At 66.7% G+C, this 16,034-nt stretch carries 14 protein-coding genes and 1 riboswitch; of the genes, 5 read left to right on the forward strand and 9 right to left on the reverse strand.

Features of this window, described 5'->3' with window-relative positions; genetic code table 11:
* The first annotated feature begins 1 nt into the window (after position 1).
* A complete protein-coding gene (locus IOC82_RS11565; protein ID WP_290546347.1) occupies positions 2-1,912 on the forward strand; it encodes a DUF2207 domain-containing protein in 1,911 nt (636 codons plus the stop codon).
* Between the two features lie 19 nt (positions 1,913-1,931).
* On the opposite strand, the gene IOC82_RS11570 is transcribed toward IOC82_RS11565, so the two are convergent.
* Genes IOC82_RS11570 through thiB form a run of 4 tightly spaced genes read right to left on the reverse strand, consistent with a single transcriptional unit; the run spans position 1,932 to position 7,001 of the window.
* Positions 1,932-3,734 carry an ATP-binding cassette domain-containing protein gene (locus IOC82_RS11570; RefSeq protein ID WP_290546348.1) on the reverse strand — a complete coding sequence of 601 codons (1,803 nt, stop codon included), beginning with the start codon at positions 3,732-3,734 and terminating at the stop codon, positions 1,932-1,934.
* A gap of 18 nt (positions 3,735-3,752) precedes the next feature.
* Positions 3,753-4,469, reverse strand: coding sequence for a thiamine ABC transporter ATP-binding protein (gene thiQ / locus IOC82_RS11575; protein ID WP_290546349.1), 717 nt, complete (start codon positions 4,467-4,469; stop codon positions 3,753-3,755).
* Positions 4,466-5,995 carry an ABC transporter permease subunit gene (locus tag IOC82_RS11580; protein WP_290546350.1) on the reverse strand — a complete coding sequence of 510 codons (1,530 nt, stop codon included), beginning with the start codon at positions 5,993-5,995 and terminating at the stop codon, positions 4,466-4,468. Before IOC82_RS11580 ends, thiQ begins: the two co-directional genes overlap by 4 nt.
* 10 nt (positions 5,996-6,005) lie before the next feature.
* On the reverse strand, positions 6,006-7,001 hold the full coding sequence (thiB, locus tag IOC82_RS11585) for a thiamine ABC transporter substrate binding subunit (protein WP_290546351.1): 996 nt from the start codon (positions 6,999-7,001) through the stop codon (positions 6,006-6,008).
* A gap of 48 nt (positions 7,002-7,049) precedes the next feature.
* Positions 7,050-7,157: riboswitch (TPP riboswitch) on the reverse strand.
* 57 nt (positions 7,158-7,214) lie between these two features.
* Here thiB and IOC82_RS11590 point away from each other — a divergent pair.
* The gene (locus tag IOC82_RS11590) at positions 7,215-7,856 is read left to right on the forward strand and encodes a thiamine diphosphokinase (protein WP_290546352.1); all 642 of its coding nucleotides are present in this window, start codon (positions 7,215-7,217) and stop codon (positions 7,854-7,856) included.
* Complete coding sequence (locus IOC82_RS11595) at positions 7,849-9,066, forward strand: methyltransferase (RefSeq protein ID WP_290546353.1); 1,218 nt, start codon at positions 7,849-7,851, stop codon at positions 9,064-9,066. The genes IOC82_RS11590 and IOC82_RS11595 overlap by 8 nt, the downstream gene beginning before the upstream one ends.
* A 42-nt stretch (positions 9,067-9,108) precedes the next feature.
* Here the strand turns inward: IOC82_RS11595 and IOC82_RS11600 are convergent, their stop codons facing one another.
* Genes IOC82_RS11600 through IOC82_RS11615 form a run of 4 tightly spaced genes read right to left on the reverse strand, consistent with a single transcriptional unit; the run spans position 9,109 to position 12,740 of the window.
* Positions 9,109-10,068 carry a threonine/serine dehydratase gene (locus tag IOC82_RS11600; RefSeq protein WP_290546354.1) on the reverse strand — a complete coding sequence of 320 codons (960 nt, stop codon included), beginning with the start codon at positions 10,066-10,068 and terminating at the stop codon, positions 9,109-9,111.
* Positions 10,069-10,102: 34 nt separating this feature from the next.
* Positions 10,103-10,804: a DUF429 domain-containing protein gene (locus IOC82_RS11605; protein ID WP_290546355.1), complete on the reverse strand. Its 702-nt coding sequence runs from the start codon at positions 10,802-10,804 to the stop codon at positions 10,103-10,105.
* Positions 10,801-11,568 (reverse strand): pyridoxal kinase, encoded by a 768-nt coding sequence (locus IOC82_RS11610; RefSeq protein WP_290546356.1) that lies wholly within the window; start codon positions 11,566-11,568, stop codon positions 10,801-10,803. Before IOC82_RS11610 ends, IOC82_RS11605 begins: the two co-directional genes overlap by 4 nt.
* Positions 11,568-12,740 (reverse strand): FAD-binding oxidoreductase, encoded by a 1,173-nt coding sequence (locus IOC82_RS11615; protein WP_290546357.1) that lies wholly within the window; start codon positions 12,738-12,740, stop codon positions 11,568-11,570. The genes IOC82_RS11610 and IOC82_RS11615 overlap by 1 nt, the downstream gene beginning before the upstream one ends.
* A gap of 128 nt (positions 12,741-12,868) precedes the next feature.
* Here IOC82_RS11615 and IOC82_RS11620 point away from each other — a divergent pair, with 128 nt between their 5' ends.
* Positions 12,869-13,729: a CoA ester lyase gene (locus tag IOC82_RS11620; RefSeq protein WP_290546358.1), complete on the forward strand. Its 861-nt coding sequence runs from the start codon at positions 12,869-12,871 to the stop codon at positions 13,727-13,729.
* A complete protein-coding gene (locus IOC82_RS11625; RefSeq protein WP_290546359.1) occupies positions 13,726-14,778 on the forward strand; it encodes a MaoC family dehydratase in 1,053 nt (350 codons plus the stop codon). The genes IOC82_RS11620 and IOC82_RS11625 overlap by 4 nt, the downstream gene beginning before the upstream one ends.
* 67 nt (positions 14,779-14,845) lie before the next feature.
* Here the strand turns inward: IOC82_RS11625 and epmA are convergent, their stop codons facing one another.
* Positions 14,846-15,877 carry an EF-P lysine aminoacylase EpmA gene (epmA, locus tag IOC82_RS11630; protein WP_290546360.1) on the reverse strand — a complete coding sequence of 344 codons (1,032 nt, stop codon included), beginning with the start codon at positions 15,875-15,877 and terminating at the stop codon, positions 14,846-14,848.
* Positions 15,878-16,034: the final 157 nt, after the last annotated feature.

Genomic DNA, 16,034 nt, shown 5'->3' on the forward strand with positions numbered 1-16,034 from the left:
GATGCGCCGGCTTCTCGCCGTCGTCCTTCTGGCGCTCGCCTTCGCCTCCCCGGCGATTGCCGAGGAGCGCATCCAGAGCTTCATCAGTTTCGTGACGGTGAATGCCGATGGCTCCATCGATGTGCGGGAGACCATCACCGTCAAATCCGAAGGCAACGCGATCAACCACGGCATCTTCCGCGACTTTCCCACCACCTATACGGACACGAACGGCCAGCGGGTGATCGCCGGCCTCGACGTCCTCGGCGTGACGCGCAACGGGCGCGATGAGCCCTATGTTCTCGAATCGCTCAGTAACGGCATCCGCATCAAGATCGGCGACAAGGACGTCTGGCTCGATAACGCGCTGCACCGCTACGAGATTCGCTATCGCACCACCCGGCAGATCGGCTTCTTCGACAACTATGACGAGCTCTACTGGAACGTCACCGGCAATGGCTGGGAGTTTCCGATCGACCTGGCGCGGGTGACCATCACCCTGCCGCCGGGGGCCAGCATCATCCAGCACGATGAGTTCACCGGCGGCTATCGCTCCACCGACAACAACAGCCGCGTGCTGTCCATGAGCGGCAAAGTGTTCACGGCGGAAACCACCGTGGCGCTGGAACCGGAGCAGGGCTTCACCGTGGCCGTGGCCTGGCAGAAGGGTCTGGTGGCGCCCCCGTCGGATGCGCAGAAATGGGTGTGGTGGGCCTCCGACAATGCCGGCTTCTTCACGCTGGCGCTGGGCCTACTTGCCTCGGCGCTCTATTTCCTTTTCGCTTGGCACAGGGTGGGGCGTGACCCGCCCAAGGGCACGATCATCCCGCTCTTCGCGCCGCCGAAGGGGCTCGGCCCCGCGGCGCTGCGCTACGTCAGCCGCTTCGGCGCGGATGATAAGTGCTTCGCCGCGGCGCTGGTGGGGCTGGCGGTGAAGGGACGCCTCAATCTCGCCGATGATGACGGCAGTTTCACCATCACCAAGCTGGCGGGCACGGGCAAGGAGCCACTGACGGCCGCCGAGAACGCGCTCTATGTGGCACTCCCCCCGGGCAGCTTGCCGTTGACGCAGTCAAACCATGCCTCCATCAGCGCCGCGCGCAGCGCGCTGGACCGAGCGTTGACGAACGAGTTCGAGGGCACGGCCTTCCTCAGGAACCTCGGCTGGTTTGCCGTGGGCCTTGCGATCTCCGTCCTCTGCCTCGTCACCGGCGCCTTCCTGATGCCGGGTGCTGACGGCATGCAGGGCCTGTTCGCCTTTGGCTGGATGGGCGTGTGGTGGGGCGTGGTGCTGTCGATTGGCTGGGCCAGCTTCAAGGGCCTGTTCGCGGCGCGGGGCCTATGGGCCAAGATCACCTCGCTTGGCGCGCTGGTCTTCCTCATTCCTTTTACGGGCGCAGGCGTCATCGCGCCGGCCATGATCTTCTTGCAGGGCGGCGGATCGCCCGGCCTGCATGCGCTGGTGGCGGCCGCAGTGCTGCTGGGTCTCTTCAATGTCATCTTCTACCATCTGCTGCGCGCGCCAACGCAATCGGGCCGCCAGCTGATGGACCAGATCGAGGGCTTCCGCCTCTATCTCTCCACCGCTGAGGAAGAACGCCTCAAGGTGCTGCATCCGCCGGATAAGACGCCGGAGCTGTTCGAGCGCTACCTGCCTTACGCGCTGGCGCTGGACTGCGAGAACGAGTGGAACGCCAAATTCGCAGCCGTGCTGGCCGCAGCCGCGGCCGCGGGTGCCGCAGCGCCCGCGTGGTATTCCGGCAGCAACTGGGACTATGGCCGCACGGGTGGCTTCACAGACAGCCTGGGGCGCGGCCTGGCATCAAGCGCGGCATCCGCGGCGACGGCGCCTGGCAGGACATCCGGCTCTGGCGGCGGCGGTGGCGGGTTCTCCGGCGGCGGCGGGGGCGGCGGGGGCGGCGGCGGGTGGTGAGGGAGGCGAAGAAAGCGCCTTAACCCTCCAGCATCTCGCGCTTCATTTCGAGTTCCAGCCACTGCTCTTCCGAGTTCGCCAGCTCATCGCGCGCCGCCGTCAATCGGGACGCCGCCCGGTCGAAGGCCTTGGGATCGCGCGCGAACAGCGAGGCATCGGCGAGCTTCGCTTCCAGCGTGCCGATCTCGTTTTCCAGCATCTTCATCGTTGCCGGCAATGTTTCCAGCGCGTGCTTTTCCTTGAAGGAGAGCTTGCGCCGGGCCTGCGGGGCCTCTGCCTTCGGCGCGGAAGACGCCTTCGCCGGCTCCGCCTTCGCCTTGCGGACCTCGACGCCGGTGCCGCGCTGAGTCACCATGTCGGAATAGCCGCCGGCATATTCGGTCCATTTGCCATCGCCCTCGGCCATCAGCACCGAGGTGGCGACGCGGTCGAGGAAGTCGCGGTCGTGGCTCACCAGCAGGATGGTGCCGGGGTAATCCGCCAGCATCTCCTGCAGCATGTCGAGCGTCTCGAGGTCGAGGTCGTTGGTGGGCTCGTCGAGGATCAGGAGGTTCGAGGGCTTGGCCAGTTCGCGCGCCAGGATGAGGCGGCCGCGCTCGCCGCCAGACAGCACGCTGACGGGCGTGCGCGCCTTGTCCGGCGGGAACAGGAAATCCTTCATGTAGCTCACCACATGCTTGGTCCCGCCATTGACCGTAACGGAATTGCCGCGGCCATCGGTGATGACGTCGGCCAGCGTCGCGTTGGGGTCGAGGCTCTGGCGGCTCTGGTCGAGCGTGACGGTCTGCAGGTTTGTGCCGAGGCGGATGGCGCCGGAATCGGGCTCCAGCACGCCGGTCAATAGCTTGATGAGCGTGGTCTTGCCCGCGCCATTGGGGCCGGCGATACCCAGCCGGTCACCGCGCATGACGAGGAGATCGAGGTTCGAGACGATGGGTCTTTCGCCGAAGCTCTTGGACATGGCCTTGGCTTCCGCCACCAGCTTGCCCGGCATGCCGCCCGAGGTGGCGGCCATGCGCACGGCCCCCTGCTGGCCCTCATGTTCCTTGCGCTCCTTGCGCAGCGTTGCGAGCAGGTCGACGCGGCGCATGTTGCGCTTCCGTCGCGCCGTGACGCCATAGCGCATCCAGTGCTCCTCCGCCTCGATGCGCTTGGCGAGCAGGACCTGCTCCGCCTCCTCCTTCGCCAGCACCTCGTCGCGCCAGGTCTCGAAGCCGGCGAAGCCGCGCTCAAGGCGGCGCGATTCCCCTCGGTCGAGCCACACCGTGCGGTTGGTCAGCGACTGCAGGAAGCGCCGGTCATGGCTGATCAGCACGAAGGCGGAGCGCAGCGACTTGAGTTCGGCTTCCAACCATTCGATGGCCGGGAGGTCGAGATGGTTCGTCGGCTCGTCGAGCAGCAGCACGTCGGGTTGCGGCGCCAGCGTGCGGGCGATGGCCGCGCGGCGGATCTCGCCGCCGGACAGGCGCTTGGGGTCTTCCTCACCGGTGAGGCCAAGTTCGCGCAGCAGATAGGTGCAGCGGTGCGGGTCATCCGCCGGGCCGAGGCCTGATTCCACATAGTCCAACACGGTCTTGTAGGCGGAGAGGTCCGGCTCCTGCGGCAGATAGCGGATCGTGGCGCCGGGCTGCACCCAGCGCTCGCCCTTGCCGGCCTCGATCATGCCTGCCGCGATCTTCAAGAGCGTCGACTTGCCCGAGCCATTGCGCCCGACCAGCGCCACGCGTTCGCCCTCCGCCACGGCCAGTTCGGCATTCTCGAGAATGGGACGCCCGCCGAAGGTGACGCCGATGCCGCGAAGGTGAAGGAGGATCCTGCTCATGTGGCCCGAGGCTCTAGCCTAAAGCCCAGTACTTCTCCAGTCCCCGAGATAGGCTTCGAGCCCGGGCAGGTCACGCGCGGCGAAGAGTTCCGCAGTGGAGCGCAGCGCGAGGATGCGGCCGTTCTCGAGATAGGCGGTGTGGCTGGCAGCGGCCAGCGCATCCTCCGGCTGGTGGGTGACCATCACCACGGTGAGGCCCCGCGCCTGCTGCATGGATTTTACGAGATCCAGCATGTCGCGCCGCAGCGCCGGGCCGAGCGCCGCGAAGGGCTCGTCCAGCAGCAGCACCGGACGGTCACGCACCAGGGCGCGGGCAACGGCAACGCGCTGGCGTTCACCGCCCGAGACCTCGCCGGGCTTTCGCCGCATCAGCGCGCCGAGGCCCACGCCGGCGAGGGCGGCGTCGACGCGCTTTCGCTGCCCGGCATCGAGCTTCAGTGAAGGCGCGATGCCGATCGCCACGTTCTGCCACAGGTCGAGATGAGCGAAGACATTGTTGTCCTGGAAGATCATGCTCACCGGCCGCCGGTCCGGCGGCAGCGCCGTGACGTCCGCGCCCGCGATCAGCACCCGGCCCTGCTCCGGCGCCTCGAAGCCGGCGATAAGGTTGAGCAGCGTCGACTTGCCGCCGCCCGAGGGGCCGATCACCGCGGTGAAGGAGACGCTGGGGAAGTCCACATCGAAGCGCATCTGCAAGTCTTCGTAGCGGAAGGTTACGTCATCGAGGCGGATCATTGCCGGCCGCTCCAACGTCTGGCGAGGGTGGAGAAGGCGAGAACCAAGGCGCTCAGAACCAACGCCGTGCCGATGGCCTCGTCAAAACGGTAGCTGCCCATCTGGCGGTAGATGAGCGCGGGCAGTGTCACGAAGTCCTGCGTGCCGAACAGCGAGATGGCGGTGAGGTCGCCCAGAGACAGGATGAGCGCCATGACGAGGGAGAGGCCGATGGCGCGCTTCACCACGGGCAGCTCCACCAGCCGGAAACGGCTCCAGCCGGACAGGCCGAGGCTCATGCACAGCCGGTCATGCCCCTCCGCCGACTGGGCAAGTGCAGGCATCAGCACGCGGGCGACGAAGGGCAGCGACATCAGCGCATTCATGGCGATCACCAAGAAAGCTGCAAGCCCTGTCATACCGGCATAGGCGATGAGGCTGATGAACCAGCCGGTGGCGAGCGCGGCCGGCGGAACGATCCACGAGGCGAGCACCGCAATGGTGGCGACCTTCCGCCACGCGCCGCTCCGCACCGCCAGCACGGCAAGCGGCCACACCACCGCGAAGGCCAGTGCGGCACTCGCGGCGCCGAGGCCGATGCTCGTCGCCAGCGCCCGCAGCAGCAACGCCGATGGGTTGATGTGGAACAGCCCTGCGCCGGCGAGCGCCACCAGCGGCGGCAACAGCAGCAATATGGCCAACGCCACGATGCCGCCATCGAGCAGGCGTGACGTCATCGAGCGCCCATCATAGCGCTTCGGCTGCAGCCGCAGCATCGGCCAGCCGGCAGCAAGCCCGCCCCAGGCCTGGGCAATCAGCGCCAGAGTCGCGCAGAGCGCCAGCTGCACCAGCGCCAGCATGGACGCGCGCTGCGGATCGAAGTCGGAGCGGAGCGACTGGTAGATCGCCACCTCCAGCGTGGTGGCGCGCGGGCCGCCGCCCAGCGTCAGCACCACCGCGAAGCTTGAGGCGCAGAGCAGGAAGACGAGGAGTGCGGCGCCCGCGACGCCGCTCCTCACCGCGGGCCATTCGACGAGCCGCCAGATGGCGCGTGGGCCGAGACCCAGTTGCGCCGAGAGCTTCCAGCTTTCGGCCGGAATGCGCTCAAGGTCCGACAGGATCAGCCGCGCGGCGAGCGGCACGTTGAAGAACACATGCGCCAGCAGGATGCCCTGCAGGCCATAGATGTCGAAGAGCCCGCCGAGCCAGCCCCTGGCGCCATAGACCTCGATGACGCCGATGATGACGACAATGGCGGGGAGCGCCAGCGGCAGGTTGAGAAGCTGGAGCAGCAGCCCACGGCCCGGGAAGGACGATTGCCGCGCCAGCGCCCGCGCCAGCGGAAGGCCGAGGGCAAGCGAAAGGAGTGTCGAAAGCCCCGCCTGCAGCAGCGTGAAGCGCAGCACGCGGAAGACATAAGGATCGAGGCCCGAAAGCCCCTGCTCGAGCCCCATGCCCAGCACGGGCAGAAAGCCCGCGGTGAGCGCGACAACGAGAAAAGCGAGCGCCGCATAAGCTGGCGCCCGCGATGGTCGGTAGGCGATCACTCCGCCCCGGTCACTTCGCCGTGGCGTTCAGCCACTCGTCGATCCAGGCGCGGCGGTTCTGGTCCACCTCTTCCGGCGAATAAAGCAGCGTCTTCACCGGCTTCACCAGCTGGTCGAAGGCGGCGGGCAGCGGGGCCGAGGTGGCGCCCGCCGGGAACATCCAGTTGTTGGTCGGGATCTGGTCCTGGAAGCCAGGCTGCATCATGAAGGCGAGGAACTTGGCCGCCAGCTCCTTGTGCTGGCTGCCCTCGACGAGGCCGCCGACTTCCACCTGTATGTAATGGCCTTCCGAAAAGGAGGCCGCCTTGTAGCGATCGGTATTCTCGGCGATCACGTGATAGGCGGGGGACGTGGTGTAGGACAGCACCATGGGCGCCTCGCCCTTGGTGAACAGCGCATAGGCTTCGGACCAGCCGGGCGCCACAGTGAGGATTCGCGGCTCCAGCTTCTTCCAGGCATCCGCTGCCTTGTCGCCATAGACCTGCTTCATCCAGAGGAGGAAGCCGAGGCCCGGCGTCGAGGAGCGCGGGTCTTGCAGCACGATCTTCTGGGAAGGGTCGCCATTGACCAGCTCGTCCAGCGACTTCGGCGGGTTCTTCAGCGTCTGGCTGTCATAGACCACGGCGAAATAGCCGTAGTCGAAAGGCATGAAGTATTCGTCGGTCCACGGCATCGGTGTCTTCGTCTGGCTGACGTCGAGGCCGTGCTTTGCGAACAGGCCGGTCTTCGCGGCTTCGGTGGTGAGGTTGGTGTCGAGGCCCAGCACCACGTCGGCCTTGGTGTTCCCGCCCTCGAGCTTCAGGCGGTTGAGCATGGCGACCGCATCGCCCGGCGCCACCCATTCGATGGTGCAGTCGCAGGTCTTCTCGAAGGCTTCCTTCACCTTGGGACCGGGGCCCCACTCGGCGGCGAAGCTGTCATAGGTGTAGATGGTAAGCGTGTCCTTCGCCATCGCAGGAGCGGTCAGCGTGAGGAGCGCGAACAGGGCTGTGAGCGTTTTTTTCATAATACTACCTCCATTCGCCGTTGGATGGAGGTTTGGACATGGCCTTCCGGAATGTCCGCCCGCAATCCCTCCGCCGGCATGATCCGGATCAGGTTCAGCGGGTCCGGGGCGTAAAGCCCCGTCTCAGCCGCTTGCACGGCACCCCGTTGAGAGCAGGACAAGAACTAAGGCTTCCCGCATGCGCTGGCAAGAAGCTTTTGCTAGAAGTGGGCCATGACAAGTTTTGCAATCCTGCTCGGCGGCGACCTGACGGTGACGCCGCGGCTGAAATCCCAGATCAAGGGCGCCCGGGTGATCGCCGCCGACAGCGGCATGATGCATGCCGCCGCACTGCAAATCATGCCGGAGCTCTGGGTGGGTGACTTCGACAGTGCCGGCTCCGAGCTCACCATGCAGTACCGTGACGTGCTGCGCGAAACCTTCCCCGCTGAAAAGGATGCCACCGACGGCGCCATCGCGGTGGACGAGGCGATCCGCCGGGGTGCGGCCGGAATCATCCTGCTGGGGGGCCTCGGCGGGCAGACCGACCACACGGCGGGGCTGCTCGGCCAGAGTATCCGGATCGCGCGGCGGGGCATCTCCTGCCTGCTGACCAGCGGCGTCGAGGAGGCCTGGCCGCTGATCGCCGGCCGCCTGCATTTGGAGCTTCCGGCGGAGACGCGTCTCAGCATCATTCCGTTCACGGATCTCCAGGGGCTGGACCTCGCCGGTGTGAAGTGGCCGCTGAGCAAGCGCGATGTGCCCGTGGGCTCCACCCTCACCCTTTCCAACGTGGCGCTCGGCCCTGTCGAGATCGGACTTGAGGGCGGATATGGCATCGCCATCGCCTATCCGCCGCAGGCCGCCGATGTCTGAGACCAACCTGAGGATCGACGGTTTAGGCAAGCGCGGCGAAGGTGTCGCCACGCGCGAAGACCGCATCGTCTTCGTGCCCTATACGCTGCCCGGTGAGGTGGTCAGGGCGAGTGGCGAGGGCGGCCGGCTGTCGCTGGTGACGGTCGACACGCCATCGCCCGACCGCATTGCGCCCTTCTGCCAATATTACGGCCGCTGCGGCGGCTGCGCGCTGCAGCACTGGCGTGCGGAGCCCTATCGCGACTGGAAAGCCTCGCTCGTCAGCGATGCGCTGAAGGCGCGCGGCATCGATTTTCCCGTCACCGGCTGCATCGACGCCCATGGCGCCGGCCGCCGCCGCGTGGCGCTGCATGTGAGGAAGCGCGGCAGCGTGGTGACGGTGGGCTACATGGAGGCGCGCAGCCATACGCTGCTCGGCATCGGCCACTGCCCCATCCTGGAGACGGCCCTCGGCCCCGCCTTCGACATCGGCCGCGCGCTCGGCGCCAAGCTCGGCGACTGCGACGTGGCGGTCACGGCCACGCTCACCGGGCTCGACGTGAGCGTCAAGGCGGAGCGCGCGGTGCTGGAGCGCGAGCATGGCAATCTCGCGGGCCTCGTGACGGCGCTCAAACTGGCGCGGCTGTCGGTCAATGGCGAGATCATCGCCACGGCGGCGCCGCCACGTCTGCAGATGGGCAAGGCCACGCTCGCGCTGCCGCCCGGCGGTTTCCTGCAGGCGACGGCGCTGGGCGAGGAGACGCTGGCGCGGCTGGCGGTCGAAGCGCTCGGCAAGGCCAAGAGCGTGGCGGACCTGTTTTGCGGCATCGGCCCTTTCGCCTTCCGCATCGCCGAGCGCGCCCGCGTCGAGGCCTATGATAACGACCGCCCGGCGATTGCCGCGCTGAATGCCGCGGCGAAGGCGGCATCCGGCCTCAAGCCCATCACCGCCGTGGTGCGCGACCTGTTCCGCGAACCCCTCGTACCCAACGAGATGAAGGAACTCGACGCCGTGGTCTTCGATCCGCCGCGCGCCGGCGCCGAAATGCAGGCGAAGCAACTGGCCCGCAGCACGGTGAAAACGGTGGTGGCCGTGTCCTGCGATGCCGCGACATTTGCGCGTGATGCGGAAATACTCGTTGGCGGTGGCTATGCCCTCGGGAGGGTCACGGCGGTGGACCAGTTCAAATGGTCATCGCATGTGGAGATCGTGGCGCAGTTCACGCGCTGAGCTGTTGCAGCCGCGCAACAACCGGCTTTTCCAATAAGGTCATCAGCCGAACAGCTGGCCGAAGACATCCAGCGGCGTGTTGGCGCCGCAGACGACAACGCCAACACGCTCGTCCCTCTCCGGCTTGTAGGCGCCGGAGAGAAGGGCCGCGAAGGCGGCAGCGCCGCCCGGCTCGGTGACGAGCTGCGTCTCCCGCCACAGCTGGCGCTGCGCGTTGCGAATGTCGTCGTCCGGGACGAGCGCCACCTCGGCGATGTGGTTCTTCGCAATATCGAACATCAGTGTGCCCACCATGCTGGCGCCGAGCGAATCATTTGCAAGGCCCGAGGGCGTCACCTTCACCCGTTCGCCCGCGGCCATTGAGGCGTGCAGCGCGTTGCAGGTGGCCGGTTCGACGCCCACGACCTTCACGCGCGACTGGTACCACGCCGCAATGCCGCCGATGAGCCCACCGCCACCCACTGCAACGAGCAGCGTGTCGATGCCCGGGGCCTGCTCTTCCAGCTCGCGGGCGAGCGTGCCCTGGCCTTCAAGCGTCGTTTCCGCATCATAGGCGTGGACATTGGTGGCGCCGCTCGCGGCGATCCAGTCCTCGCACAGGGCGAAGGCCTCGTGGTAATTCGCCCCCTTCTGCACGATCTCCGCGCCAAGTGAGGCGATGCGCGCCACCTTGGCGGGCGACGCGATTTCGGGCACGAAGACCTTGGCGCGGTGGCCAAGCTGGCGCGAGGCATAGGCCACCGCCGCACCGTGGTTGCCGCCCGAGGCCGTGGCCACGCCGCCTGCGCCCACCTGCGCCTGAAGCAGCGTGTTGAAGGCGCCGCGCGGCTTGAAGCTGCCCGCATGCTGCAGCAGTTCGAGCTTCAGTGTGACGGGAAGCGCCACGCCCGGGACCGCCACATCGATGACGGGCGTGCGGCGCACGTGGCCGGCGATGCGGGCAGCCGCCCGGCTGATGTCTTCGCGCGTGATCGTTCGGCGGGAAGCGGTGTGGGCGGTCATCGGCGGCTCTTTCCCTCGATTGCGCGTCTCTTTCTCATGCCGAGATCGCCATGCGCAAGCCCCTTGCATCGCATGGCGGATCGGCAGGAAAGGTGACGGCGCGGCCTTCCAGGATGCGGCGCGCACTCCACGCGCAGGCGCAGGCGTCGATGAGATCATCAGTCCCCACGTCGGCGCGGCGATAAGAAGGGGATGGAAGATCGACAAGGGGGAAGCCTGCCGTGGCGAGCAGCACCTTGCGCAGCTCAAGGCCGGGCGCGTGTGGCTGGCCCTTCACCTTCTTGGGCAGCGGCGAGGGAATCTCTCCATTCATGGCCCAGAAGGCGAGCTCCGGATGGACTTCGGCGATGCGGGACTGCAGTTCCGGCGTGATCAGCGCATCGATCTCGCGCATCTTCGGGAAGATGTGGAAGATCTGCTTCGAGACCTTCTTCGGCGGATCGGAGGCGGCGAGGTTCGCCGCGCAGGACTCGCGATAATCCGTGCACATCACCGCAGCGCGCGAGGGCACGGAGAAGACGCTCGACTGCCGCTCACCAAGCCGCGAGCGCACCTCGCGCTCGGCCGCACGGCCCGAGCCCAGCGGGAAGCCGATCGGCATATCCACGGCGATCACCGCCGCATCCATCGTCATCACTTGCGCGAAGTTGCGGCAGAGGTGATGCGAAACGGTCCCGGCCCAGCGCACGGCGATCCAGCCGCCGGGGCAGCCATCGACACCGAGGACGGGCGTCATGATCCGTGCAGCGCGTCGGCGACATCGAGCACGGAAGACCCCGCACTGCGCCGGATAGCGCGCGCCAGCGTGTCCATCGCGGAGGCAAAGGCGTGATGCGGCGATTGCGTGAGGCGCTGGGCGAAATAGAGCCCGCTGAGAAAATCCCCCGTGCCATTGGGCACCGTGTCGAGCTTGGGGCCGACCACGCGATGGCTCTGCCCCGGCGTCACCAACAGCGTGGCAAGGCCTTCCGCACAGGGCACGGAGGTCACCACCACTTCCGGCACCAGCAGCGCATGCGCGGCGGCGATGGCGCTTGCCTCATCCGTCACCTCGCGGCCGGTGAGCCAGGCGAGCTCGAAGGCATTCGGCATCACGCAGGCCGCGCGCGGCAGCAGGTGGTCGCGGATCGCCTCCGCCACCTCCTGCGGGATATAGAGCCGGCCATGATCGCCCATTACGGGATCGACCAGCAGGAAGGGCACGGGCACGCGGTCGAGCAGCTTCGCCACCTCCTCCACCTGTCCCACCGTTGCGAAATAGCCGGTGAGCATGCCGTCGAGATCGGACAGCGCACCCAAGGCTTCCAGTGCCGCGAAGATGCGCGCCATGTCCTCCGCCGGCGTGCGGAAGCCGGCCGGCGCACAATGGCCCGGATGGTTCGACAGCGTGATCGTCGGCAGCGCCAGCACCTCATGGCCCTTCGCCTGGAGCGCCGGAACGGCAGCGCTATTGCCGACGGGGCCCCAGACGACCTGGCTCGAGATGCTGAGCACCTTCATCAGATCACGTTCTTCTCGAACAGCGGCCTGTTGTTGCGGATGCGCGCGAAGCCGAAGCGCGTGAGATCGATGGTCTTGTAGCGGCCATCGATGACGAGTTCGGAAATCGCATTGCCCGCCGCCGGGCCCTGCTGCAATCCATGGCCGGAGAAGCCATTGGCGAAGAGGAAATTCGTGACCTCCGGGTTCGGGCCGATCACCGCGTTCTGGTCCAGCGCATTGTAATCATAATGCCCCACCCAGGCGCTGATCACCTTGATCGCCTCGAACAGCGGCACGCGCCCGGCGAGAGCCGGCCAGATAGTCTCCTCGAACCAGCTGTAATCCACCTCCCAGTCAAGGATGTCCGGCTCCTGATGTTCTTCCGGCGAAAGACCGGCGAGGAAGTTGCGGCCCTCGGGCCGGAAATAGACGCCGCCGGGAATGACCGTGAGTGGTGCTAAGTGCAGCGCCTCGGTGGCCGCCGGACAATCGAGCACATAGACATAGCGCTTGCGTGGACCCACGGGCAGCTCGATCCCCGCCATGGCCGCAAGCCGGCCCGCACCCGTGCCAGCGGCATTGACCAGCGTGCCGCAGGCGATGGCTTCGCCCGAGGCGAGCGTCAAGCCGGTGATGCGGTGGCCATCGCGCGTCACACCCGTCACCTCGCCCTGGACCAGTTCTGCACCCTGCGCGATCGCAGCCTTCCGGAACAGGGCCGCGAACATATAGGGGTCCACCCAGCCCTCGCCCGAGAGGCCGAAGCAGCCTGCGGCGATCCCCTCCGTCACCAGCCAGGGAAAGCGCGCGGCAAGCTCCTCGCCGCGCAGCAGCACGTTGTCCGCGCCATGCGCGATCTGGACGGCGTGGTTCTCCTCGAGGGTCAGCAGGCCTTCGGGCGTGGCGCAGATCAGGTAGCCCTGCTCCTTGAAGCCGATATCGGCATCGGGTCCGAACTCCTGTTTCAGGTTCTTGACCAGTGTCACGCCGAACTTCGAAAGATGGATATTCTCCGGCGTCGAGAACTGCTGGCGCAAGCCCCCGGCCGAGCGTGCGGTGCAGCCATGCGCCCAGCTGGTGTCCTTCTCGACGATGGCGATCGAGCCCGTGAAGCCATTTTTCCGCAGGTAGTAGGCGCTGGCGCTGCCCACCACGCCGCCGCCGACGATCACGACATCATAAGTTTTCATGGGGGCGGACATTGCCCAAAGCGGCTCATCCCCACAAGGGCAGAAGCCATGCGGCCCCCCAAAAGTGGGCTTCCCCTGGCGCATTGCGGCGGCTAGCTTGCAGCGCAGCAAGAGACGGAAAACACAAGATGTTCAGAGCCAGACGCAGCGTCCTCTACATGCCCGGCGCCAATGAGCGCGCCCTTGAGAAGGCCCGCTCGCTCGCCGCCGACTCACTCATCCTCGACCTCGAGGATTCGGTCGCCCCCGACGCCAAGCCGCAAGCCCGCGCCAAGGTGGCGGCGGCGGTGAAAGCGGGAGGCTTCGGACGGCGCGAGCTCGTCATCCGCATCAATGGCCTCGACACGCCCTGGGGTGTCGACGACCTCAAGATGGCAGCCGAAGTGAACCCCGATGCCATTCTTGTCCCGAAGGTGGCGCGGCCCGGCGAAATCGTGAATGTCTCGAAGATCCATGCCGGCATGGGCGGCGCGGAAAAGACCCGCATGTGGGCGATGATGGAAACGCCCATGGCCATCTTCAACGTGCGCGAGATCGCCTCAGTGCACCAGGTGGCGCGCCTCTCCTGCTTTGTTCTCGGCACCAATGACCTGCTGAAGGAATCGCGCGCGCTGGCCACCGGCGGGCGCTTCGCCATTCTGCCCTGGCTGTCGATGACGCTGCTGGCGGCGCGCGCCTATGGCCTCGACGTGATCGACGGCGTTTATAACGACTTCCGCGACGAGCGGGGCTTCCGTGCGGAATGCGAGCAGGGCCGGACCCTCGGCATGGACGGCAAGACGCTGATCCACCCCGGCCAGATCGCCGCCTGCAACGAAATGTTCTCGCCAGCACCCGGGGAAGTGGCCTGGGCGCGCAAGATCATTGCGGCATTCCAGCTGCCGGAGAACTCAGCCAAGGGCGTGATCACGGTGGACGGCAAGATGGTGGAACGCTTGCACCTTGCCATGGCGGAACGCGTGGCGGCCATTGCGGAGGCAATTTCGTGAGCATCAAGACCAACCCCGGCAATTACTTCGAGGACTTCCGCCCCGGCCAGAAGATACGCCACGCCACGCCGCGCACGGTGACGGCGGGCGACGTGGCGCTCTACACCGCGCTCTACGGCTCGCGCTTCGCGGTGCAGTCATCCGATACTTTCGCCAGGGCGGCGGGCTACCGCCAAGCGCCGGTCGACGATCTCCTCACCTTCCACGTCGTCTTCGGCAAGACCGTGCCGGATGTCTCGCTCAACGCCGTGGCCAATCTCGGCTATGCCGATTGCCGCTTCCTCAAGCCCGTCTATCCCGGCGACACGCTGTCGGCGGTCTCCGAAGTGATCGGCGTCAAGGAAAATTCGACGGCCAAGACCGGCACTGTCTATGTGCGCTCGGTGGGAACGAACCAGCAGGGCGAAGAGGTGCTCTCCTATGTGCGCTGGGTGATGGTGCGGAAGCGCGACGAGTCAGCACCCGCACCGGAGGCCGTTGTCCCGACGCTTCCGAAGCGCGTCGACCTCGCCGAACTTGGCCGGGCCTGCCCGATCGTCGACCGCGCCAGGTGGGATGATGGCCTCGCCGGCTCCTCCCATCGCTTCGGCGACTACAGGGCGGGCGAGAAGATCGACCATGTCGATGGCATGACGGTGGAGGAGGCCGAGCACATGCTGGCCACCCGCCTCTACCAGAACACCGCCAAGGTGCATTTCAACCAGCACTCCGAGGCGCAAGGCCGCTTCGGCCGCAGGCTGATCTATGGCGGCCACGTCATCTCGCTGGCGCGCGCGCTCAGTTTCAACGGCCTCGCCAATGCCTTCCACATCGCCGCCATCAATGGCGGCCGCCACGTTGCGCCGCTGTTTGCCGGCGGCACGGTCTTCGCGTGGTCGGAGATCATCGAGACGGCGGAGGTGCCGGGCCGCGGCGACGCCGGCGCGCTGCGCATCGTGACGCGGGTCACGCGCGATGTTCCGTGTGCGGAGTTCCCGGTGGAAGACGGCGCGCCGGACAAGCCGGGTGTGATCCTGGAACTCGATTACTGGGCGCTGATGGTACGGTAATGAGATGCTCGTCATCCCTGCGAAAGCCGGTTGACGGATGTAAGGGTGTATGAGGGCGGGGTGCGAGCTAAGCAACCGGCGTCCACAGCACCTGGTCGATCCGCGTGGCCCCTGCCGCCAGCATCACCAGACGATCCAATCCCAGCGCCACGCCCGACGCCGGCGGCATCATCGCCAAGGCTTCCAGCAGCTCCTCGTCGATCGGGTAGCGCTCGCCATGGACCTGTTCCTTGACGTCCATCTCGGCCACGAAGCGGCGGCGCTGTTCCTCCGGGTCGGTCAGCTCGCCGAAGCCATTGGCAAGCTCCACACCGCAGGCATAGAGCTCGAAGCGTTCCGCCACGCGCCTGTCATGCGCCGTGGTGCGGGCGAGGGCCGCCTCCACCGAAGGATATTCATAGAGAACCGTGACGCGGCCATTGCCCAGTTGCGGCTCCACCTTCTCCGACAGGATGCGGCTGAAGATGTCTGACCAGCTCTCGCCCTTGCCGAAGGCGACAGGAGAGATCGCTGCCAGGGCATCCCGGTCGGCCGTGCCGTCGGCGCGCAGTGTCGCCAGCAGGTCCACCCCGGCATGGGCCTTGAAGGCTTCATTCACCGTCAGCCACTCGGCCGCGGCGAAGGGGTCGGCCGCGCGGCCCCTCCAGTTGAACTGCCGGGTGCCGGCGGTGCGCGCGGCAAGCTGCACGAGGTCCAGCGTGTCGGCGATGATGGTTTCGTAATCCTCCCGCGCCCGGTACCATTCCAGCATGGTGAACTCCGGGGAGTGCGTCGGCGTGCGCTCCCGGTTCCGCCAGACGTGCCCCAGGTTGAAGATGCGGGTTTCGCCCGCCGCCAGCAGCTTCTTGCACGCAAATTCCGGCGAGGTGTGGAGATAGCGCGTCTCGGTTGTGCCATCGGGCTGGATCAGCCCGGTGGCAAAGGCATGGAGATGGGCCTCGTTCCCGGGCGAAACGGCCAGTGCGGCACAATCCACCTCCACGAAATCGCGCTCGGCGAACCACTGGCGGATCGCCGCCACGATGCGGTTCCGGGCCAGCAGGAAGGGCCGGCGGTCAGCGTGGCGAGAAGTATCGAACCAGCGGGACGGGGTGGCCAAGGGCCTGACCTCCTGGGGGGTGTCGATAGCTAATTAACTTGTCCGGTTTTGGTAGCACATCAAATGTCCGCTTCTTGTCTTTTGTTCTCCTGTGGGACTGTGGGCAAGGCGGAGCCTTGTCCACATTTCCACAGGTGTTGCGGCTGAGCGGATTTAA

Source organism: Aestuariivirga sp. (assembly GCF_020252395.1).
Taxonomy (GTDB): domain Bacteria; phylum Pseudomonadota; class Alphaproteobacteria; order Rhizobiales; family Aestuariivirgaceae; genus Aestuariivirga.

Coding starts and splice junctions, on each gene's coding strand:
- IOC82_RS11565 (WP_290546347.1), top strand. CDS start 2: ATGCGCCGGCTTCTCGCCGTCGTCCTTCTGGCGCTCGCCTTCGCCTCC.
- IOC82_RS11570 (WP_290546348.1), bottom strand. CDS start 3,734: ATGAGCAGGATCCTCCTTCACCTTCGCGGCATCGGCGTCACCTTCGGC.
- thiQ (WP_290546349.1), bottom strand. CDS start 4,469: ATGATCCGCCTCGATGACGTAACCTTCCGCTACGAAGACTTGCAGATG.
- thiB (WP_290546351.1), bottom strand. CDS start 7,001: ATGAAAAAAACGCTCACAGCCCTGTTCGCGCTCCTCACGCTGACCGCT.
- IOC82_RS11590 (WP_290546352.1), top strand. CDS start 7,215: ATGACAAGTTTTGCAATCCTGCTCGGCGGCGACCTGACGGTGACGCCG.
- IOC82_RS11595 (WP_290546353.1), top strand. CDS start 7,849: ATGTCTGAGACCAACCTGAGGATCGACGGTTTAGGCAAGCGCGGCGAA.
- IOC82_RS11600 (WP_290546354.1), bottom strand. CDS start 10,068: ATGACCGCCCACACCGCTTCCCGCCGAACGATCACGCGCGAAGACATC.
- IOC82_RS11605 (WP_290546355.1), bottom strand. CDS start 10,804: ATGACGCCCGTCCTCGGTGTCGATGGCTGCCCCGGCGGCTGGATCGCC.
- IOC82_RS11610 (WP_290546356.1), bottom strand. CDS start 11,568: ATGAAGGTGCTCAGCATCTCGAGCCAGGTCGTCTGGGGCCCCGTCGGC.
- IOC82_RS11615 (WP_290546357.1), bottom strand. CDS start 12,740: ATGAAAACTTATGATGTCGTGATCGTCGGCGGCGGCGTGGTGGGCAGC.
- IOC82_RS11620 (WP_290546358.1), top strand. CDS start 12,869: ATGTTCAGAGCCAGACGCAGCGTCCTCTACATGCCCGGCGCCAATGAG.